Annotated in this window: 16 protein-coding genes; 12 read left to right on the top strand and 4 right to left on the bottom strand. The window is 63.5% G+C overall.

Going from position 1 to position 13729, the window contains the following annotated elements; all coding sequences use genetic code 11:
• Positions 1 to 53: 53 nt before the first annotated feature.
• Positions 54 to 533, top strand: a complete 480-nt coding sequence (locus tag JQ587_RS10055) for a GNAT family N-acetyltransferase (protein ID WP_212425195.1) — start codon at positions 54 to 56, stop codon at positions 531 to 533.
• A gap of 30 nt (positions 534 to 563) precedes the next feature.
• Here JQ587_RS10055 and JQ587_RS10050 read toward each other — a convergent pair whose 3' ends face one another.
• On the bottom strand, positions 564 to 1472 hold the full coding sequence (locus JQ587_RS10050) for a LysR family transcriptional regulator (protein ID WP_212301756.1): 909 nt from the start codon (positions 1470 to 1472) through the stop codon (positions 564 to 566).
• Between the two features lie 191 nt (positions 1473 to 1663).
• Here JQ587_RS10050 and JQ587_RS10045 point away from each other — a divergent pair, with 191 nt between their 5' ends.
• The 6 genes from JQ587_RS10045 (at position 1664) to JQ587_RS10020 (ending at position 8401) form a co-directional block, all read left to right on the top strand.
• Positions 1664 to 2692, top strand: coding sequence for a transporter substrate-binding domain-containing protein (locus tag JQ587_RS10045; protein WP_212301755.1), 1029 nt, complete (start codon positions 1664 to 1666; stop codon positions 2690 to 2692).
• Between the two features lie 47 nt (positions 2693 to 2739).
• Positions 2740 to 3933, top strand: coding sequence for an ABC transporter permease subunit (locus JQ587_RS10040; RefSeq protein ID WP_212425194.1), 1194 nt, complete (start codon positions 2740 to 2742; stop codon positions 3931 to 3933).
• Positions 3930 to 5063 (top strand): amino acid ABC transporter permease, encoded by a 1134-nt coding sequence (locus JQ587_RS10035; RefSeq protein ID WP_212301753.1) that lies wholly within the window; start codon positions 3930 to 3932, stop codon positions 5061 to 5063. The genes JQ587_RS10040 and JQ587_RS10035 overlap by 4 nt, the downstream gene beginning before the upstream one ends.
• Entirely contained in the window at positions 5060 to 5854 is a 795-nt protein-coding gene (locus JQ587_RS10030) for an amino acid ABC transporter ATP-binding protein (protein ID WP_249154243.1), read from the top strand. Before JQ587_RS10035 ends, JQ587_RS10030 begins: the two co-directional genes overlap by 4 nt.
• 64 nt (positions 5855 to 5918) lie before the next feature.
• Positions 5919 to 7220, top strand: a complete 1302-nt coding sequence (gene glyA / locus JQ587_RS10025; RefSeq protein WP_212425193.1) for a serine hydroxymethyltransferase — start codon at positions 5919 to 5921, stop codon at positions 7218 to 7220.
• A 17-nt stretch (positions 7221 to 7237) separates the two neighbouring features.
• Positions 7238 to 8401: an aminotransferase class V-fold PLP-dependent enzyme gene (locus JQ587_RS10020; protein ID WP_212425192.1), complete on the top strand. Its 1164-nt coding sequence runs from the start codon at positions 7238 to 7240 to the stop codon at positions 8399 to 8401.
• 158 nt (positions 8402 to 8559) lie between these two features.
• On the opposite strand, the gene JQ587_RS10015 is transcribed toward JQ587_RS10020, so the two are convergent.
• A complete protein-coding gene (locus JQ587_RS10015) occupies positions 8560 to 9279 on the bottom strand; it encodes a hypothetical protein (protein WP_212425191.1) in 720 nt (239 codons plus the stop codon).
• Positions 9280 to 9500: 221 nt separating this feature from the next.
• On the opposite strand from JQ587_RS10015, the gene JQ587_RS10010 reads away from it, so the two are divergent.
• The 3 genes from JQ587_RS10010 (at position 9501) to JQ587_RS10000 (ending at position 12242) form a co-directional block, all read left to right on the top strand.
• Positions 9501 to 9830: a DUF6949 family protein gene (locus JQ587_RS10010; RefSeq protein ID WP_212301749.1), complete on the top strand. Its 330-nt coding sequence runs from the start codon at positions 9501 to 9503 to the stop codon at positions 9828 to 9830.
• An 81-nt stretch (positions 9831 to 9911) separates the two neighbouring features.
• A complete protein-coding gene (locus tag JQ587_RS10005) occupies positions 9912 to 10442 on the top strand; it encodes a gamma carbonic anhydrase family protein (protein WP_212301748.1) in 531 nt (176 codons plus the stop codon).
• 105 nt (positions 10443 to 10547) lie between these two features.
• Positions 10548 to 12242: a PAS-domain containing protein gene (locus JQ587_RS10000; protein WP_212425190.1), complete on the top strand. Its 1695-nt coding sequence runs from the start codon at positions 10548 to 10550 to the stop codon at positions 12240 to 12242.
• A gap of 24 nt (positions 12243 to 12266) precedes the next feature.
• Here JQ587_RS10000 and JQ587_RS09995 read toward each other — a convergent pair whose 3' ends face one another.
• Complete coding sequence (locus tag JQ587_RS09995; RefSeq protein ID WP_212425189.1) at positions 12267 to 12431, bottom strand: hypothetical protein; 165 nt, start codon at positions 12429 to 12431, stop codon at positions 12267 to 12269.
• Positions 12428 to 12658, bottom strand: coding sequence for a hypothetical protein (locus JQ587_RS09990; protein ID WP_212425335.1), 231 nt, complete (start codon positions 12656 to 12658; stop codon positions 12428 to 12430). The genes JQ587_RS09995 and JQ587_RS09990 overlap by 4 nt, the downstream gene beginning before the upstream one ends.
• A 94-nt stretch (positions 12659 to 12752) precedes the next feature.
• Here JQ587_RS09990 and JQ587_RS36660 point away from each other — a divergent pair, with 94 nt between their 5' ends.
• On the top strand, positions 12753 to 13061 hold the full coding sequence (locus tag JQ587_RS36660) for a hypothetical protein (protein ID WP_249154242.1): 309 nt from the start codon (positions 12753 to 12755) through the stop codon (positions 13059 to 13061).
• 102 nt (positions 13062 to 13163) lie between these two features.
• The gene (locus JQ587_RS09985; protein ID WP_212425188.1) at positions 13164 to 13550 is read left to right on the top strand and encodes a hypothetical protein; all 387 of its coding nucleotides are present in this window, start codon (positions 13164 to 13166) and stop codon (positions 13548 to 13550) included.
• Positions 13551 to 13729: the final 179 nt, after the last annotated feature.

Below are 13729 nucleotides of genomic sequence, written 5' to 3'. Positions count from 1 at the left end.
TGCATCGCATGCATTTAGAGTGATGCCACGCGTCTTGAAACCAATGTTTCCATATGGATGCAGACCCTTTTGAAATCGTTCGCCTGACCGAGGAGGCAGGCCTGCCGAAAACAATCGCTTCACTTCAATTCGCGTTCTGGGGACCGCTGACGGGCTACGGCTTGGCCGCAGACTACGAGCAGTTTCTTTGCCGTGCGGCTCGTTCCGGCCAATTGCCGGAAGTACTGGTCGCACGGCGTGGCACGACGTTCGTTGGCTCAGTCAATCTGCTCGCCAGCGAGATGACGATACGTCCTGCACTTTCGCCATGGATGGCGCAGCTGTTCGTGCCTGGTAATGAGCGGAGCCAAGGGGTTGGAAACGCGCTCATTGATGCTGCTGTCGCTAGCGCTGCGAAGTTGGGCTATCAACGGCTCTATCTCTACACGTCGGGGACCTTGCCGGGCTATTATGCGTCTCGCCACTGGCGGCCGATCGAGGAGCTCGAATATCTCGGTAAGACGCGCGTCATCATGGTCTATGATCTGGCTTGATGGCTGCAGAATGCGCTTGGCTTGCGGTGCTCACCGCTGAGCCGTCATCGCCGTCGCCACCGCCTGAAGCTCTTTGACGAACTCGGCGATCGCTGGATTGCGCCTTTCACCGGTGCGAAACGCCGCGAATATCCGTCGCGTGATGATCGGCTTGATCTCCTTGAGGCGTAGCGTGCCGATATGATCGCGCCCACGCAGCCCCGGATTGATCGAGACCGAGCAGCCCGCCTCGACCATGGCCCGGACAACTTCGAAACTGTGGCAGCGCGCATTGACGATGGGATCGAAGCCGGCATTGCGACAGGCGCCGACAATCACGTCCGAATAGGTGGCGGACGTCGTGTCGAGCACCCATCGTTCCGTCGCCAACTCCGGCAAGGTGAGGTGAGGCCGCTCCGCCAGCGGATGGTCGCGCGGCAGCAGGACGTGCAGGTGGTCGTCCAGAAGATGCAGCATCTCGACCTGTGTCTCCGAGAGACTTGCTGATGTGGTCAGGTCGTCGACAATGGCGACGTCCGTCTGCCACGCGCGCAAAGCCGCGAGGCTGTCGTCGGGCTCCAACTCCTCGAAGATCGTCACCAGATCGGGGAAGCGAGCCGACATCGCCCGGATCGTTGGCGGAATCAGGGATGCGGCGACCGAGGGAAACGCCGAGACGCGCAGTTCGCCGGCGACGGTCTTCTTCAGCTCCGCGAGGTCGGTCTTCGCTTCCTCCAGAATGCCAATGACCCGCCCGGCATGATCCACCAGACGCTGTCCCGCCGGCGTCAGCCGCACGCCGCGGCCCCTGCGTTCGACCAGTTCAACTCCGGTCTCGTCTTCGAGCTGCGCGATTTGCTGCGAAACGGCCGACGGAGAGATCAGCAAGGCTTCGGCCACCGCTGCCATTGTTTTTCGCAGCGAAAGCTCACGAAGGGTGCGGAGTCGGGCGAAATCCATCCGTCAGCTCCAAAAAGTGCTCAGGACACAATCATGCATTTATTCTAATGTATATAGCGAAATTAATTAAGTAGACCAGAATTGTTTTGCGGCAGTAGCCTCATTCCTCAGAGCAGTTCGGGTCTTCACAAGAGGAGCACATCCCAAGCCCGGCTGAGACACGTGGGACGACGGCAACAGAGGGGTTTCGAATGGCTCGTTTCAAATTTCTGGTCGCTGCGCTTGCCGCAGCATCGCTGTGGGCGAGCGGTGCTTCCGCCTCCGTTCTCGACAACGTCAAGCAGCGCGGCATCCTCAACTGCGGCACCGACAACACGGCCCCGGGCTTCGGCTATCTCAACACCAAGACCGGCAAGATCGAAGGGTTGGATGCCGATTTCTGCCGCGCCATGGCCGCTGCCGTTCTCGGCGACGCCAGCAAGGTCAACTTCGTCATCGTCACCGACAAGAGCCGCTTCAACGCCCTGCAGACCGGGCAGGCCGATGTCGTCTTTGCTCATACGACCATCAAGCCGGTGCGCGAGTCGGCGATCGGCATCGATTTCCTGCCGATCAATTTCTACGACGGCACCGGCATGATGGTGAAAGCTGCGTCCGGTGTGAAATCCGTCGCGGAGCTGGACGGCGCGACGATCTGCACGACGCAGGGCTCCGGCACCGAAGCCACGCTCGCCGCCTTCGTTCGCCAGCGCGGCTTCAAGACCACCAAGGTGCTCACCTTCGAGAATCTCGAGAAGCTGTTTGGTGCGCTCCAGAGCGACCGCTGCAACGCGATGTCGACGGACAAATCCGCGCTCGCGGCGTGGCGCGGCAACTCCGGAAAGCCGGACGATTACACGATCCTGCCCGAGACGCTGAACAAGTCGCCGTTCGCCGGCTTCGTGATCGCCAACGATTCCAAATGGCGCAATCTCCTGCGCTGGGCGACCTTCGCGCTGTTCCAGGCGGAAGAATGGGACATCACGACAGCCAATCTGTCCGACAGGATGAAGGACGAGAGCGCCTTCGTGCAGAAATTCCTCGGCGTGAAGGACGGTTTCGGCAAGGATTTCGGCGTCGCTGACGATTTCGTCGCCAGCATGATCAAGTCGGTCGGCAATTACGGCGAGATCTACGATCGCAATCTCGGACCCAAGACGCCATACTTCATCGATCGTGCCGGCACGCCCAATGCCATGTGGACCAAGGGCGGCGCCGAGTACTCGCCTCCGTGGAACTGAGCACATGGGGCGAGCCGGTCGGCTCGCCCCGATCTCGGGAGGGCGTCGTGAGCACAGAGATCGCCGAATATCACAGCATCCCGCCCGCGCGTCGCGGCCTGCTGATTGCGTCCAAATGGTTGTTTCAGGCTGCGATCGTTCTCGTGGTGGCAGGGCTCGTCATTTGGCTCGGCCTCGCCGTCCGCGAGGCACTGGCTCGCAAGGGCATCCAGTTCTCGTTCGGCTATCTCGGCAACGTTGCGAACTTTTCTCTCAGCGAAGGGGTCGTGCCCTCGTTCGTGGGCCACTGGCCGGATCTGGAGCCTTTCTCCCCCACGCACACCAATCTGCAGGCCCTGCTGGCGGGCCTATGGAATTCGCTCAAGGTCGCGCTCTCGGCGATCGTGCTCTGCACCATGTTCGGCACGCTGGTTGGCATCGGCCGGCTGTCGACGAACTGGCTGGTGCGCAATCTCTGCTTTGGATTGGTCGAAGCCATCCGCAACACGCCGCTGCTGATCCAGATCGTGTTCTGGTATTTCGCCGTGGTCCTGCGGTTTCCTCCCGCCAATGCCGCGTCGAACTGGTTCGGCGGCCTGCTTGCCAGTCGTTCGGGTGTGTTCTTTCCCGGCCTTGCGATCTCCGAGCGTGCCGGCGCTGCGTCATGGGGATTGCTCGTCGCTGCCGTTGCACTGGTCGTCGCCTGCCTGGTTCTGCGTGGATTGCGACTCCGGTTGATCCTCTTGGCAGCGGCGATCTCGGCCCTGATGGCAGCCGCCTTCATCGGTTTTCCGCTTGGCCTTGACCTTCCGGTCGCGACCCGGTTCGGCGCGCGCGGAGGCTTTGCCATTTCACCGGAGATGACGGCACTGCTCCTTGCGATCGTCGTCAACAGCTCCGCCTATGTCGCCGAGATCGTCCGCGGCGCGATCGAGTCCCTGCCGAAGGGACAATGGGAGGCCTCGGCCTCGCTCGGATTGTCGCGTTCCCATACGCTGCGCGACATCATCCTTCCCCAAGTCTTCCGGATCGTCCTGCCGTCGCTCGCCAACCGCTACATCAGCCTGACCAAGGACACCTCGCTCGGGATCGCCATCGGCTTTCCGGATCTGTTCAACGTCTACGGCACCGTCTCGAACCAGACCGGGCGAAACCTCGAAGGCGTCGTGATCGTGATGCTGACGTACCTCGCACTAAGCTGGATCATCAGCGCCTGCGTGAACGGCATCAATGCACGCGTCAATGGACGGAGGGGGCGATGACCACGGTCGCGCTGCGGTGGGTCCACCGCAATCTGTTCGCCAAGCCGTTCGATACAGCACTTTCGCTCGTCGTCATCCCGATGCTGGCCTGGGCGGTCTATGCCTTTGCCCACTGGGCGCTGATCGAGGCGCATTGGCAGGTCGTCGGCGGCAGCTTCAAGGTGCTGATGACCGGCATCTATCCGGCCGGCCAGTTGTGGCGGGCATGGTTCTCCGTTGCGACGCTCTGCGCGATGTTCGGCGCGGGCCTCGGCCTTTCGCTGCGCCCGGGCCGCGCGGCGCTGACGGCCGTCGCGTCGGTCGCGATCCTGATCGCGGCGGCGTTGGCAGCCGCGATCGACGTGCATTCCGGCATGCTCACCGCGGCTTGCGCTGCGCTCGGCATCGCCGCCTGGATCGGCACCCAGCGTTCGGCTGTGGACCAGCGCATCGTGCTGTCAGGACTCCTCGCGGGCGTGGTCGCCGTCTTCGTCGTGCTCTCGCCGCCGGGCTTCGAGGTCTGGGGTGGTCTGCTGCTCAGCGTCGTCCTGACGATCGCGGTCTCGATCCTGACCCTGCCGTTCGGCATCCTGCTCGCGCTCGGCCGGCAAAGCCGCATCACCAGCCTGCGCGTGATCTCGACCGCCTATATCGAGACGATGCGGTCGGTGCCGTTGATCCTCGTCGTTTACTGGATTTGGATCATCGTGCCGCTGCTGGCGCCGGATACGTCCGTTCCGGGTCTGCTGCGCGGCATGGCCGGTTTTGCGCTCTTCTTCGCGGCCTATGTCGCCGAATATGTCCGCAGCGGACTTCAGGCGGTTCCGAAAGGCCAGATCGAGGCGGCGAAATCGCTCGCGATGAGCAGCTGGACGCTCAACGTTGATATCGTCTTGCCGCAGGCGCTGCGGGTTGTCGTTCCCTCGCTGGTCGGACAGATCCTCGACATCTTCAACGGCGCGACTTTGGTCTTCATCATCGGCCTGACCGATTTCCTGCGCGCCGGACAGATGATCCTCGCCGATCCCCAGAACAGCGGCCGGACCTACGAAATCTACGTCTTCCTGTTCGCCGTCTATCTCGCCATCGGCGGGGCGATCACCTACGCCTCGCGCCGATTAGAAGCCCATCTCGCAAGGGGATCACGATGAACGCCATCCAGATTCCGACAGCCGCAACGTCGCGCGATGTCATCGTCAGCATCGGCCGCCTCAACAAGTCCTTTGGCGCGTTTCATGTCCTGAAGGACGTCGATCTCGACGTCGGTCGCGGCGAGGTCGTCGTCATCATCGGCGCCAGCGGCTCCGGAAAGTCGACCTTGATCCGCTGTGTCAACGGCCTGGAGATGTACCAGAGCGGGCGGCTGACGGTCGACGGCTTCAACATGCCGACCGAAGCGGATCGCGCGATCGGCGGCGAGAAGGAGCTGGCCAGGATCCGCAAGGGCGTCGGCATGGTGTTCCAGCAGTTCAATCTGTTTCCGCATATGAGCGCGATCGACAATGTCGCCATTGCGCCGATCCGCGTTCGCGGCCGCAAGCCGGACGAGGCGAGGGCGAGCGCGTTGCGTCTGCTCGATCGGGTCGGGCTGCACGATCATGCTCACAAGCTTCCGGCGCAATTGTCCGGCGGTCAGCAGCAGCGCGTTGCAATTGCGAGATCACTCGCGATGGAGCCGCATATCATGCTGTTCGACGAGCCGACCTCGGCGCTCGATCCTGAGATGGTCGGCGAAGTGCTCGACGTCATGCGCGAGCTCGCGCGTGAAGGCATGACGATGATGATCGTGACCCACGAGATGGGCTTCGCCCGCGAGGTCGCCGACCGCGTCGTCTACATCGATCACGGACGCATCCTGGAGATCGGCACGCCGACTGAGATCTTCGACCGGCCGACCCATGAACGAACCAAAACCTTTCTCTCGCGCGTGCTCCGTCACTGACAGAGCCGGCGCCACCCCACGCGCGGACCAAGCGCATTCCGATCACCTGGCAAGAGGATCACACATGTCATTTTCGACCGGCGCCGTTCAGGCCCATTCAGCTGACGCCAACTGGCCCACTCTCTTTGGCGCCGATGCCCATCAGATCGGCGCCGATGTCGTCGCGCTGATCGACCGGGATCGCAAGAGGGAGACGTCGTCCCTCAACATGATCGCTTCGGCGTCCTACGCGCCGCTCGGACTGCGACAGATCGAGGGAACGCATCTCGTCAATCGTGCCCCGATGGGCCTGCCCGGCCGTCGCAGCGTCGCCAATTGCGAAGAGCTCGACGCGATCGAGAACCTCGCCATCAATCGCGCGAAGGCGATTTTCGGCGCCGAATATGTCAACGTGCAGGCGCTCTCTTCGACCATCGCCAACGTGGCCGTGCTGCGCGCGATCCTGCCGGCCGATGGCGCGCGGTTGCTCACCTTCGACGAGCTCGCCGGCGGCCATGTCAGCCACGGCGCCATGCGCCACATCACGGGTGCGAACCGCGAGGTGGCCTCGTTCGGCGTCACCCCCAGCGGCGTGGTCGATCTGGATCAGGCCCGTGACCTCGCGCGCAAGGTGAAGCCGCACGTCCTGCTTGCTGGTCCGTCGTCGTATCCGCGCGAGATCGACTTCGCCGGATTGAAGGCCATTGCCGACGAGGTCGGCGCACTGCTCTTCACCGACATCGCTCATGTGGCTGGGCTGATCGCGGCCGGCCTTCATGCCAATCCCGTACCATTCTCCGACGTGTCCACGACGTCGACACAGAAGACTCTCTGCGGACCGCGCAACGGCGCCTTTGTCTTCGCCAGGGAGCGCTTCGCCGCCGCCATCGACGCCGCCGTCTATCCCGGTCTGCAGGGCCCGGCAGCCTCGAACATGATCGCGGCGCGTGCGGTGCAGATGGAGATGATCACTCGTCCGGCCTTTGCGCAGCTCATGCGGGACGTCGTCGCGAATGCCAAGGCGTTCGGCGCTGGCCTCGAAGAGGGCGGCATCGAACTCTACACCGGTGGCACGGACTCGCACATGATCATGGCCTACACCGGCGAAAGCTGGACGCAGCCGGAACTGGTCGCGGGGCTCGGTGCCTACGGGATCGTCGGCAACGCGATGCGCGCGCCGGGGCAAGCCGGCGAACCACGGACCGCGTTCCGGTTCGGCAGCATCGCGCTGACGATCCGTGGCTTCGATACGGCCGAGGCCACCGGGCTTGGTCGCGATGTCGCGGCAATCCTGCGTGCAGGCCCGACCGCTTCAGTAGATCCGGCGCGGCTTCGCAGGCTGAAGGATCTGGCCAGCGCCCACCCCGTTCCGTCCTTTGTCGATTGATACCAGAGCCATTCATCATGAAACGCCATTACGACGTCGCCGCGGTCCGCAGCCAATTCCCTGTGACCGAGCGCTTGCTCTATCTCGACTCTGCACATCAGACGCCCCTTGCGACCAGCGTTCGCGAAGCCCTGCTCGGCTTCTATCGGGAAGGTCATGAGATGGCGGGCCCGAAACCCGTCTGGCTCGAGCGTGTCGAGCAGGTTCGTGCCCGGGTGGCGAAGCTGCTGAACGCCGCGCCGGACGAGATCGCCTTCACCAAGAACACCTCCGAGGGCATGAATATCGCCGCGAACGCGTTGCCGCTGGTGGCGGGCGACAATGTGCTCCTCGTCGAGGGCGACCACCCGAACAACGCCTATGCATTCCTCAATCTTCGACGAAAGGGGATCGAGGTGCGGTTCGTGCCGATGACGGGCGAGACGGCACGCGCGGAAATGTTCGCGCCGCATATCGATTTCCGTACGCGCGCGATCTCGCTCTCGCATGTCACCTTTCACGCGGGGCATCGTTTCGACATCGACGGCATTGGAGCGCTCTGTGCGCAGAAGAAACTCTATTTCGTCATCGATGCGATGCAGTCGACCGGTGTCATCCCGCTCGATGCCGGAGCGAGCGGGGCAAGCCTGATCGGTTCGGGCTGCCACAAGGGGCTGCTGGTGCCGCAGGGCCTCGGCCTCCTCTATTGCCGGCAGGGTCTCGACGAACTGCAGCCGGCCTATCTCGCCATGTCGAGCCTCGCGCATCCGCCAAGCGACTACATTGCGCGTGCAGACAACATGATGCCAAAGGCCGGCGCCGGGCGATTTGAGATTGGCAATCTCAATTTGCCCGATATTCACGCGCTGGACGCCTCGCTGACGCTGATCGAGAGCGTCGGGTTGCCTGCCATCGAGGCGCATCTCTACGATCTTGGCGACCGCCTGATCGAGCGCATCGACGATCTCGGTATCCGCCTCGTCGGACCGCGCGACCGCGCCGATCGCTCACCGCACATCTACGTGCTGGATTTGCCGGCGGACGAATGGGCGGACTATCTGGCCAGCCGGCAGGTGCGCGTGTCGCCCGAGCGCGACGGCATCCGCGTGTCCTTTGGCCTGTTCAATACGGCCGAGGATGTCGACCGGTTCGCACGGGTCCTTGCCGAGAGCGGCAATCTGCCGGTTCGCGCGGTCGCCTGAACGTCAGGCAGGGGCGCGGCCGACGGGATCATGCGACGATGCCATCCTGCCCCTGTTTTGCCCGACGGGTCAAGCCAAGATTCGGTAAAGACGAATCACTGTCGCCGGGCGTCGGCTACTGTGCATGGGGTTGTTTTCGACTTTTTGCCGCGGCGGGTTCAGCTGTGCGGCCCGCGCAGCTGCGCCGTCAGCCTGTCCATGGCGTCCGCGACGTCGCGCCATTGCGACAGCCAGCTGCGCGGAAAGCGGAAGGTGAGGTCGGCGGCGCCGACGCGGCGCTCGGACAGGCACATGCCGGGCGTGGCCGCATCGCGCGTGCAGCGCGCGGTGAGTGCGGGCGAGCTTGCGGAATACAGATCCTCGCTGCCATAGGGCGTGTCGCTGCGGAAGGCGCGCATCGTCAGTCCGTCGTCCGGCGCCGTCGCTGACAGCTCGAGATAGCGCGGATAGATCGTCGCGGTGCGCTGCTCCGGCGCGAGCGCATCGTGATGTGCCGCGATCGACAGGAAGATGCGGTCGATCGGCTGCATCGCCGTGTCCACGGTGTCAGCGGTGACGTGCCGCGGCCCGTTAGGGGCTTCCAGCGAGGGATAGAGGAAATCGAGATCGATGCGCTCCTGCGGTCCGGAGTGCCGCTGGATCTTCATCCGGATCGCCGGGATCGGCAGGTTGAACAGCGTGCCGCCGACGCTCACCGGCAGCTTGTCCGGCGTATCAGCGCCGCCTGTGCTCCAGGTCGGCCACAGCAGGTAGGCAACCAGTGCGACCGCGCCCGCCGCAAAGGCGCCGGTGAGCGCAAGCGGGACGAGATGCGCACCTCGGCGCGTCTTTGCGCCTGTCCGGGAAGACCGAGGGGAGGTTGCCGAAAACACCGTCATGACGTCGCGCAAATGAGCCCTGGGTCGGCCGATGGCCGACGAATCACCGGCGAATATGCCACGCGGCGGCGATTTCGCGGAGAGTTCCGGGCAGCTGGGTACGGGAGGGGGCTCTGCGCGCACCGGGCAGCGGCGTTAACCTTCGCTTAAGGATAATGTAGCGTTAACCGGCACTATTTGTCACAGGAAGGCTCGGCGTTGCGTATGGGCGGACTGTTCCGATGACACCTGAAGCTCTCAATACTTTCTTCGCGATCTGCATCGGCTTCGCGCTCGCGGGCGCGCTCGCAAATGGATATCAGGCCATGTCGCAGCGGCCCGCCGGCTTCGGGCTGTTGCAGGAGGGCGTGGCTCCCCGGACCTTCGCGGCGGTGCCGTTCCTGGTGTTTGCGGCGCCCTTCATCATCATGCGCAACACGCTGCGGGGCATGCGGCTGGAAAGCCGCCGCTTCGAGTTCGTGATGATGGCGACCGTCATCGCCGGCTTCTGGAGCATGATGAGCGGCACTTTCTTCCTGATGACGCTGCGCGCGACCGGCGTGCTGGGCTGACGCCTTGCAGGGCTGCGTCGCAGCCCTTTGCCACCTCGCTCCCGTTTCGCTATGCCAGTCTCAGCGTGACAGGAGACTTCCATGGCGATCTACGAGCTCGACGGGCAGGCGCCCGATCTTCCCTCTGACGGCAATTACTTCATCGCGGAGACTGCGACCGTGATCGGCCGCGTGCGCCTGAAGCCGGGCGCCAGCGTCTGGTTCGGCGCCGTGCTGCGCGGCGACAATGAGTGGATCGAGATCGGCGAGGGCGCCAATGTGCAGGATGGCTCGACCTGCCATACCGATCTCGGCTTCCCGCTCGTGATCGGCAAGGACTGCACCGTCGGCCACAACGTCATCCTGCACGGCTGCACTATCGGGGAGGGCGCGCTGATCGGCATGGGCTCGATCGTGATGAACGGCGCGAAGATCGGCCGCAACAGCATCGTCGGCGCCGGCTCGGTCATCACAGAGGGCAAGGAGTTTCCCGAACGCTCGCTGATCATCGGCTCGCCCGCGCGCGTGATCCGCACGCTCGACGACGCCCAGGTGCAGCGGATGGGGAGTGCCGCGAAGTTCTATGTCGCCAATGGCCCCCGCTTCAAGAAAGGCCTGAAGCGGATCGGCTGAGGCCCCGCGCAGGTTCCATACCGTAACAATACCTGCTGGTATTTTAATCCTCCGCTAGTGCAACCACAGCTAGTGTGAGCGCTTTCAACCAGGGGGAGCGGCGCGATGGACGCTGCGGCACCGGGATCCGCGTTCGACGCCGGAACCAGACTATTGAAGAAATTCGTCCGTTTCGCGCGTGGCACCGACACGCTGAGCGTTGCGGAGAAGGTCTACAGCATCGCGGGCTTTCTCGCGATCGTGACCACCTTCCTGCTCGTGATGTCGATCCAGACCGTGCGTTTGCAGACGACCTATCGCCACATGTACGCGACCTCCGCAGAGGCCGCGATCGGCGTTGGGCGCATCAATGCGCTGATCTACGCAATCGTGATGGAATCGCGCGGCATCTACATGTCCGCCGATCGTCGCGCGATGAAGCAGTTCGCCGACGGGCTGATACGACGCAACCGCGAACTCGCCGACGCAGTGAAAGCCATGGAGCGGACCGTCGGCGACGACGACGCCGAACTATTCTCCACCTTCCGGCAGCGCATCGCGCAGTTCATCGAGTTCCGTCAGGAGCTGGTGCGGCGCGGGCTCGAGATCAGCCCCGCCGCAGGGCGCGAATGGGGCGACAATGATGCCAACCGAACCCTGCGCAGCAAGCTCAACAGCGATCTCGAGGCACTCGAACGCATCTACGGGGAGCGCGCCCGCCAGGCCGACCAACTCGCCGACGAGAACCGCTACGCCGCCGCCTACCTGTTCATGCTCGGGCTCGCGGCGCTCCTTCTGGCAGGGCTGAACGTCGTCGTCATGCGCGGCTCGGTGGTCGGCGCGCTGGCCGAGATCACGCAGGCGACCGATCGGATCGCGCAAGGCGACGTCAAGAGCGAGGTGCCGCATCTGGGCCGCCACGACGAGATTGGGCATCTTGCACGCGCCGTCCAGAATTTCCGCGATGCCGTGGCGCGCATCTTCGAGCTCGAGGAGCTCGAGCTCGGCACCGCACAGGCGCGCGACGCGGCGATGACCGAGCGCGACAAGTTCAACGACAAGTACCAGGCCAAGAAGTGGCAGCTCTCGGCCGCGATCAACAGCATGCCGCAGGGCCTGATCATGCTCGACGGCAAAGCCGATGTGGTTGCGATGAATGCCAACTACCGGCGGATCTACAACCTGCCCGAGACGATCCAGGCCGGATCGACGCTGGAGGAAATCCTTCGGCACCGGGTCAAGAGCGGATTGTTCAGCGGCGACGTCACGAAATATGTCGGGGCGGTTCTCGAACGCATTGCCAAGCGTGAGCCGACGGCTTACGAGATCAGCCTGAATGACGGCCGCACCATCAAGATCTACGAGCGTCCGATGGACGGCGGCGGCTGGGTGTCGGTGCAGGAGGACGTCACCGAGCAACGTCAGCGCGAGCGAATCCTCGAGCGGATGGAGCGTTTTCTCGCCACCATCATCGAGAATGTGACCGAAGGCATCATCGCCAAGGATGCGCGCAATCTGCGCTACGTGTTCGTCAACAAGGCTGCCGAGAAGATGATCGGCATGTCGCGCGGCGAGATCATCGGCAAGACCGCGCGCGAATTGTTCTCCGCCGAGGCGGCCGAATTGATCGAGCGGCGCGACCAGCAACTGCTAGCACAGAAGCAGCAGCTGGAGCCGATCGTCGATACCATCGACAATCCCGCGCGTGGCCGTCGCGTGATCTCGGCTCGTCGGGTGCAGATCGGCGGCACCGGCGAGGACTCGCACATGTTCGTGACCATGGTCGAGGACCGGACCGAGAAGTTGGTGGCTGCCGCGTAGCGACTGGCGGCCCGCATCGACGTGTCAGCTTCCCTCGTATTCGCGCGCTTCGATTTTGCCTGCGACTTTCTCGTGGCCCGCTGCCCACAGGGCGTGTTCGTCACTGCCGTCTTGATACGGATTTGCTCCGGCCGGGATGCTCTCGCGCGCTGCGCGCTCGCCCTCTGCGAAGGGATCGCGATCTGTCATCTTGGTTTTGCCTTTCTGGTTCTGGAGCGCGGCGTCGCCTTGTCCTCCTTGCGGTCGAGGCGTGCGCTCTTGCGCAAGGCGTCTCTGAGGTCGATGGGAATGCCGTGCTTCTTCAGGAGGTCGGCGAAGGCTTCATCCGCAAGCTCCTGAAACGTCGCCATTCGGTCGCGCCCTAATTGCTTCAGCTTGTCGAACGTATCATCGTCGAACGCGATCAGTTTGCGCATGATCGTGGCAGCCTCCTGCTTCAAGCCGATGTGACGGAATTTGTTCCGGAACCTGTCTTTGCCGCGGCCGTTGACGGGTCGAGGAGAATTTACGATGACCAGATTGTCCGCAAGCGCTTCGATCAGGACGTTGATCGTCATCTTCAGCCTTGCCGCGATGCCGGCAATATCTTTCGCGCAGGGCGCCGGCGGATCCAACGGATCGGCCGGCGGCGTGACGAATGCGCCAGCGCCGCCGCCTGGCACCAACAGTCTGGGCACAGCGCAGTCGTCCGGCGCGAACACGTCGCCCGGTGTCACCACCGGCGCAGCCTCGGGGACGAATCGCAACGTCGATGCCACCGTGAATACCGAGAACCAGCTGCTCGACAAGAAGATGATGAGCATCTGCCGTGGCTGCTGATGCTCGCGCGGAAGTGAGCCTCCCTGCCTATCATCAATGATCGAGTGACATTAGCTTGGGCCTGTTTGAAGCGCGGAGCGTTTTCGCGCAGAGGGTGAGTTGATGTTACGCAAGATGATCATGGCCGCACTGGCTGTCGCAGCGGTCGGTCTCGCAGCGCCTCAGGCAGCGCAGGCGGGAGGCGGTTTCGGACATGGAGGTGGCCACATGGGTGGCGGCGGTTGGGGCCACGGCGGTGGTGGCTGGGGCCATGGCGGCTGGGGCCACGGCTGGCATGGCGGCTTCTGGCCGGGTGTCGCAATCGGTGCTGGCATCGCGGGCGCCGGCTATTACGGCGCGTATGGCTACGGCTATCCCTATTACGGGGACTCCTATTATTATGGCTCCGGCTATGACGATGGCGGGTATGGCGCGCAGTGTTATCTCGTGCGGCAGCGCGTGATGACGAAATGGGGCTGGCGCGTCCGCCGTGCTCAAGTCTGTGAATAGGGACTTGTCTCTAAGCCGGGCGCGCGGCTGAGGCATCTAAATACCGCAATACTAAAAAACAAGGCCGTTGACGCAGTATACCGTCAACGACCTTGCCAGCCCCGGACATTAAAATCGGCTCACGCCATCCGGTATGAGCGAACATCGCGCGGAATCACACGGACGAATGTGATCCATTT

It is taken from the genome of Bradyrhizobium manausense, assembly GCF_018130615.1.
GTDB classification, from domain to species: Bacteria; Pseudomonadota; Alphaproteobacteria; order Rhizobiales; family Xanthobacteraceae; genus Bradyrhizobium; species Bradyrhizobium manausense_A.
Note: the sequence above shows the minus strand (reverse complement) of the source record. Positions and strands in the feature narration are given on the sequence as shown.

Excerpts from the sequence above, each read along its gene's own strand:
- JQ587_RS10055 (WP_212425195.1), top strand. The coding sequence starts at position 54 with ATGGATGCAGACCCTTTTGAAATCGTTCGCCTGACCGAGGAGGCAGGC.
- JQ587_RS10050 (WP_212301756.1), bottom strand. The coding sequence starts at position 1,472 with ATGGATTTCGCCCGACTCCGCACCCTTCGTGAGCTTTCGCTGCGAAAA.
- JQ587_RS10045 (WP_212301755.1), top strand. The coding sequence starts at position 1,664 with ATGGCTCGTTTCAAATTTCTGGTCGCTGCGCTTGCCGCAGCATCGCTG.
- JQ587_RS10035 (WP_212301753.1), top strand. The coding sequence starts at position 3,930 with ATGACCACGGTCGCGCTGCGGTGGGTCCACCGCAATCTGTTCGCCAAG.
- JQ587_RS10030 (WP_249154243.1), top strand. The coding sequence starts at position 5,060 with ATGAACGCCATCCAGATTCCGACAGCCGCAACGTCGCGCGATGTCATC.
- glyA (WP_212425193.1), top strand. The coding sequence starts at position 5,919 with ATGTCATTTTCGACCGGCGCCGTTCAGGCCCATTCAGCTGACGCCAAC.
- JQ587_RS10020 (WP_212425192.1), top strand. The coding sequence starts at position 7,238 with ATGAAACGCCATTACGACGTCGCCGCGGTCCGCAGCCAATTCCCTGTG.
- JQ587_RS10015 (WP_212425191.1), bottom strand. The coding sequence starts at position 9,279 with ATGACGGTGTTTTCGGCAACCTCCCCTCGGTCTTCCCGGACAGGCGCA.
- JQ587_RS10010 (WP_212301749.1), top strand. The coding sequence starts at position 9,501 with ATGACACCTGAAGCTCTCAATACTTTCTTCGCGATCTGCATCGGCTTC.
- JQ587_RS10005 (WP_212301748.1), top strand. The coding sequence starts at position 9,912 with ATGGCGATCTACGAGCTCGACGGGCAGGCGCCCGATCTTCCCTCTGAC.
- JQ587_RS10000 (WP_212425190.1), top strand. The coding sequence starts at position 10,548 with ATGGACGCTGCGGCACCGGGATCCGCGTTCGACGCCGGAACCAGACTA.
- JQ587_RS09995 (WP_212425189.1), bottom strand. The coding sequence starts at position 12,431 with ATGACAGATCGCGATCCCTTCGCAGAGGGCGAGCGCGCAGCGCGCGAG.
- JQ587_RS09990 (WP_212425335.1), bottom strand. The coding sequence starts at position 12,658 with ATGCGCAAACTGATCGCGTTCGACGATGATACGTTCGACAAGCTGAAG.
- JQ587_RS36660 (WP_249154242.1), top strand. The coding sequence starts at position 12,753 with ATGACCAGATTGTCCGCAAGCGCTTCGATCAGGACGTTGATCGTCATC.
- JQ587_RS09985 (WP_212425188.1), top strand. The coding sequence starts at position 13,164 with ATGTTACGCAAGATGATCATGGCCGCACTGGCTGTCGCAGCGGTCGGT.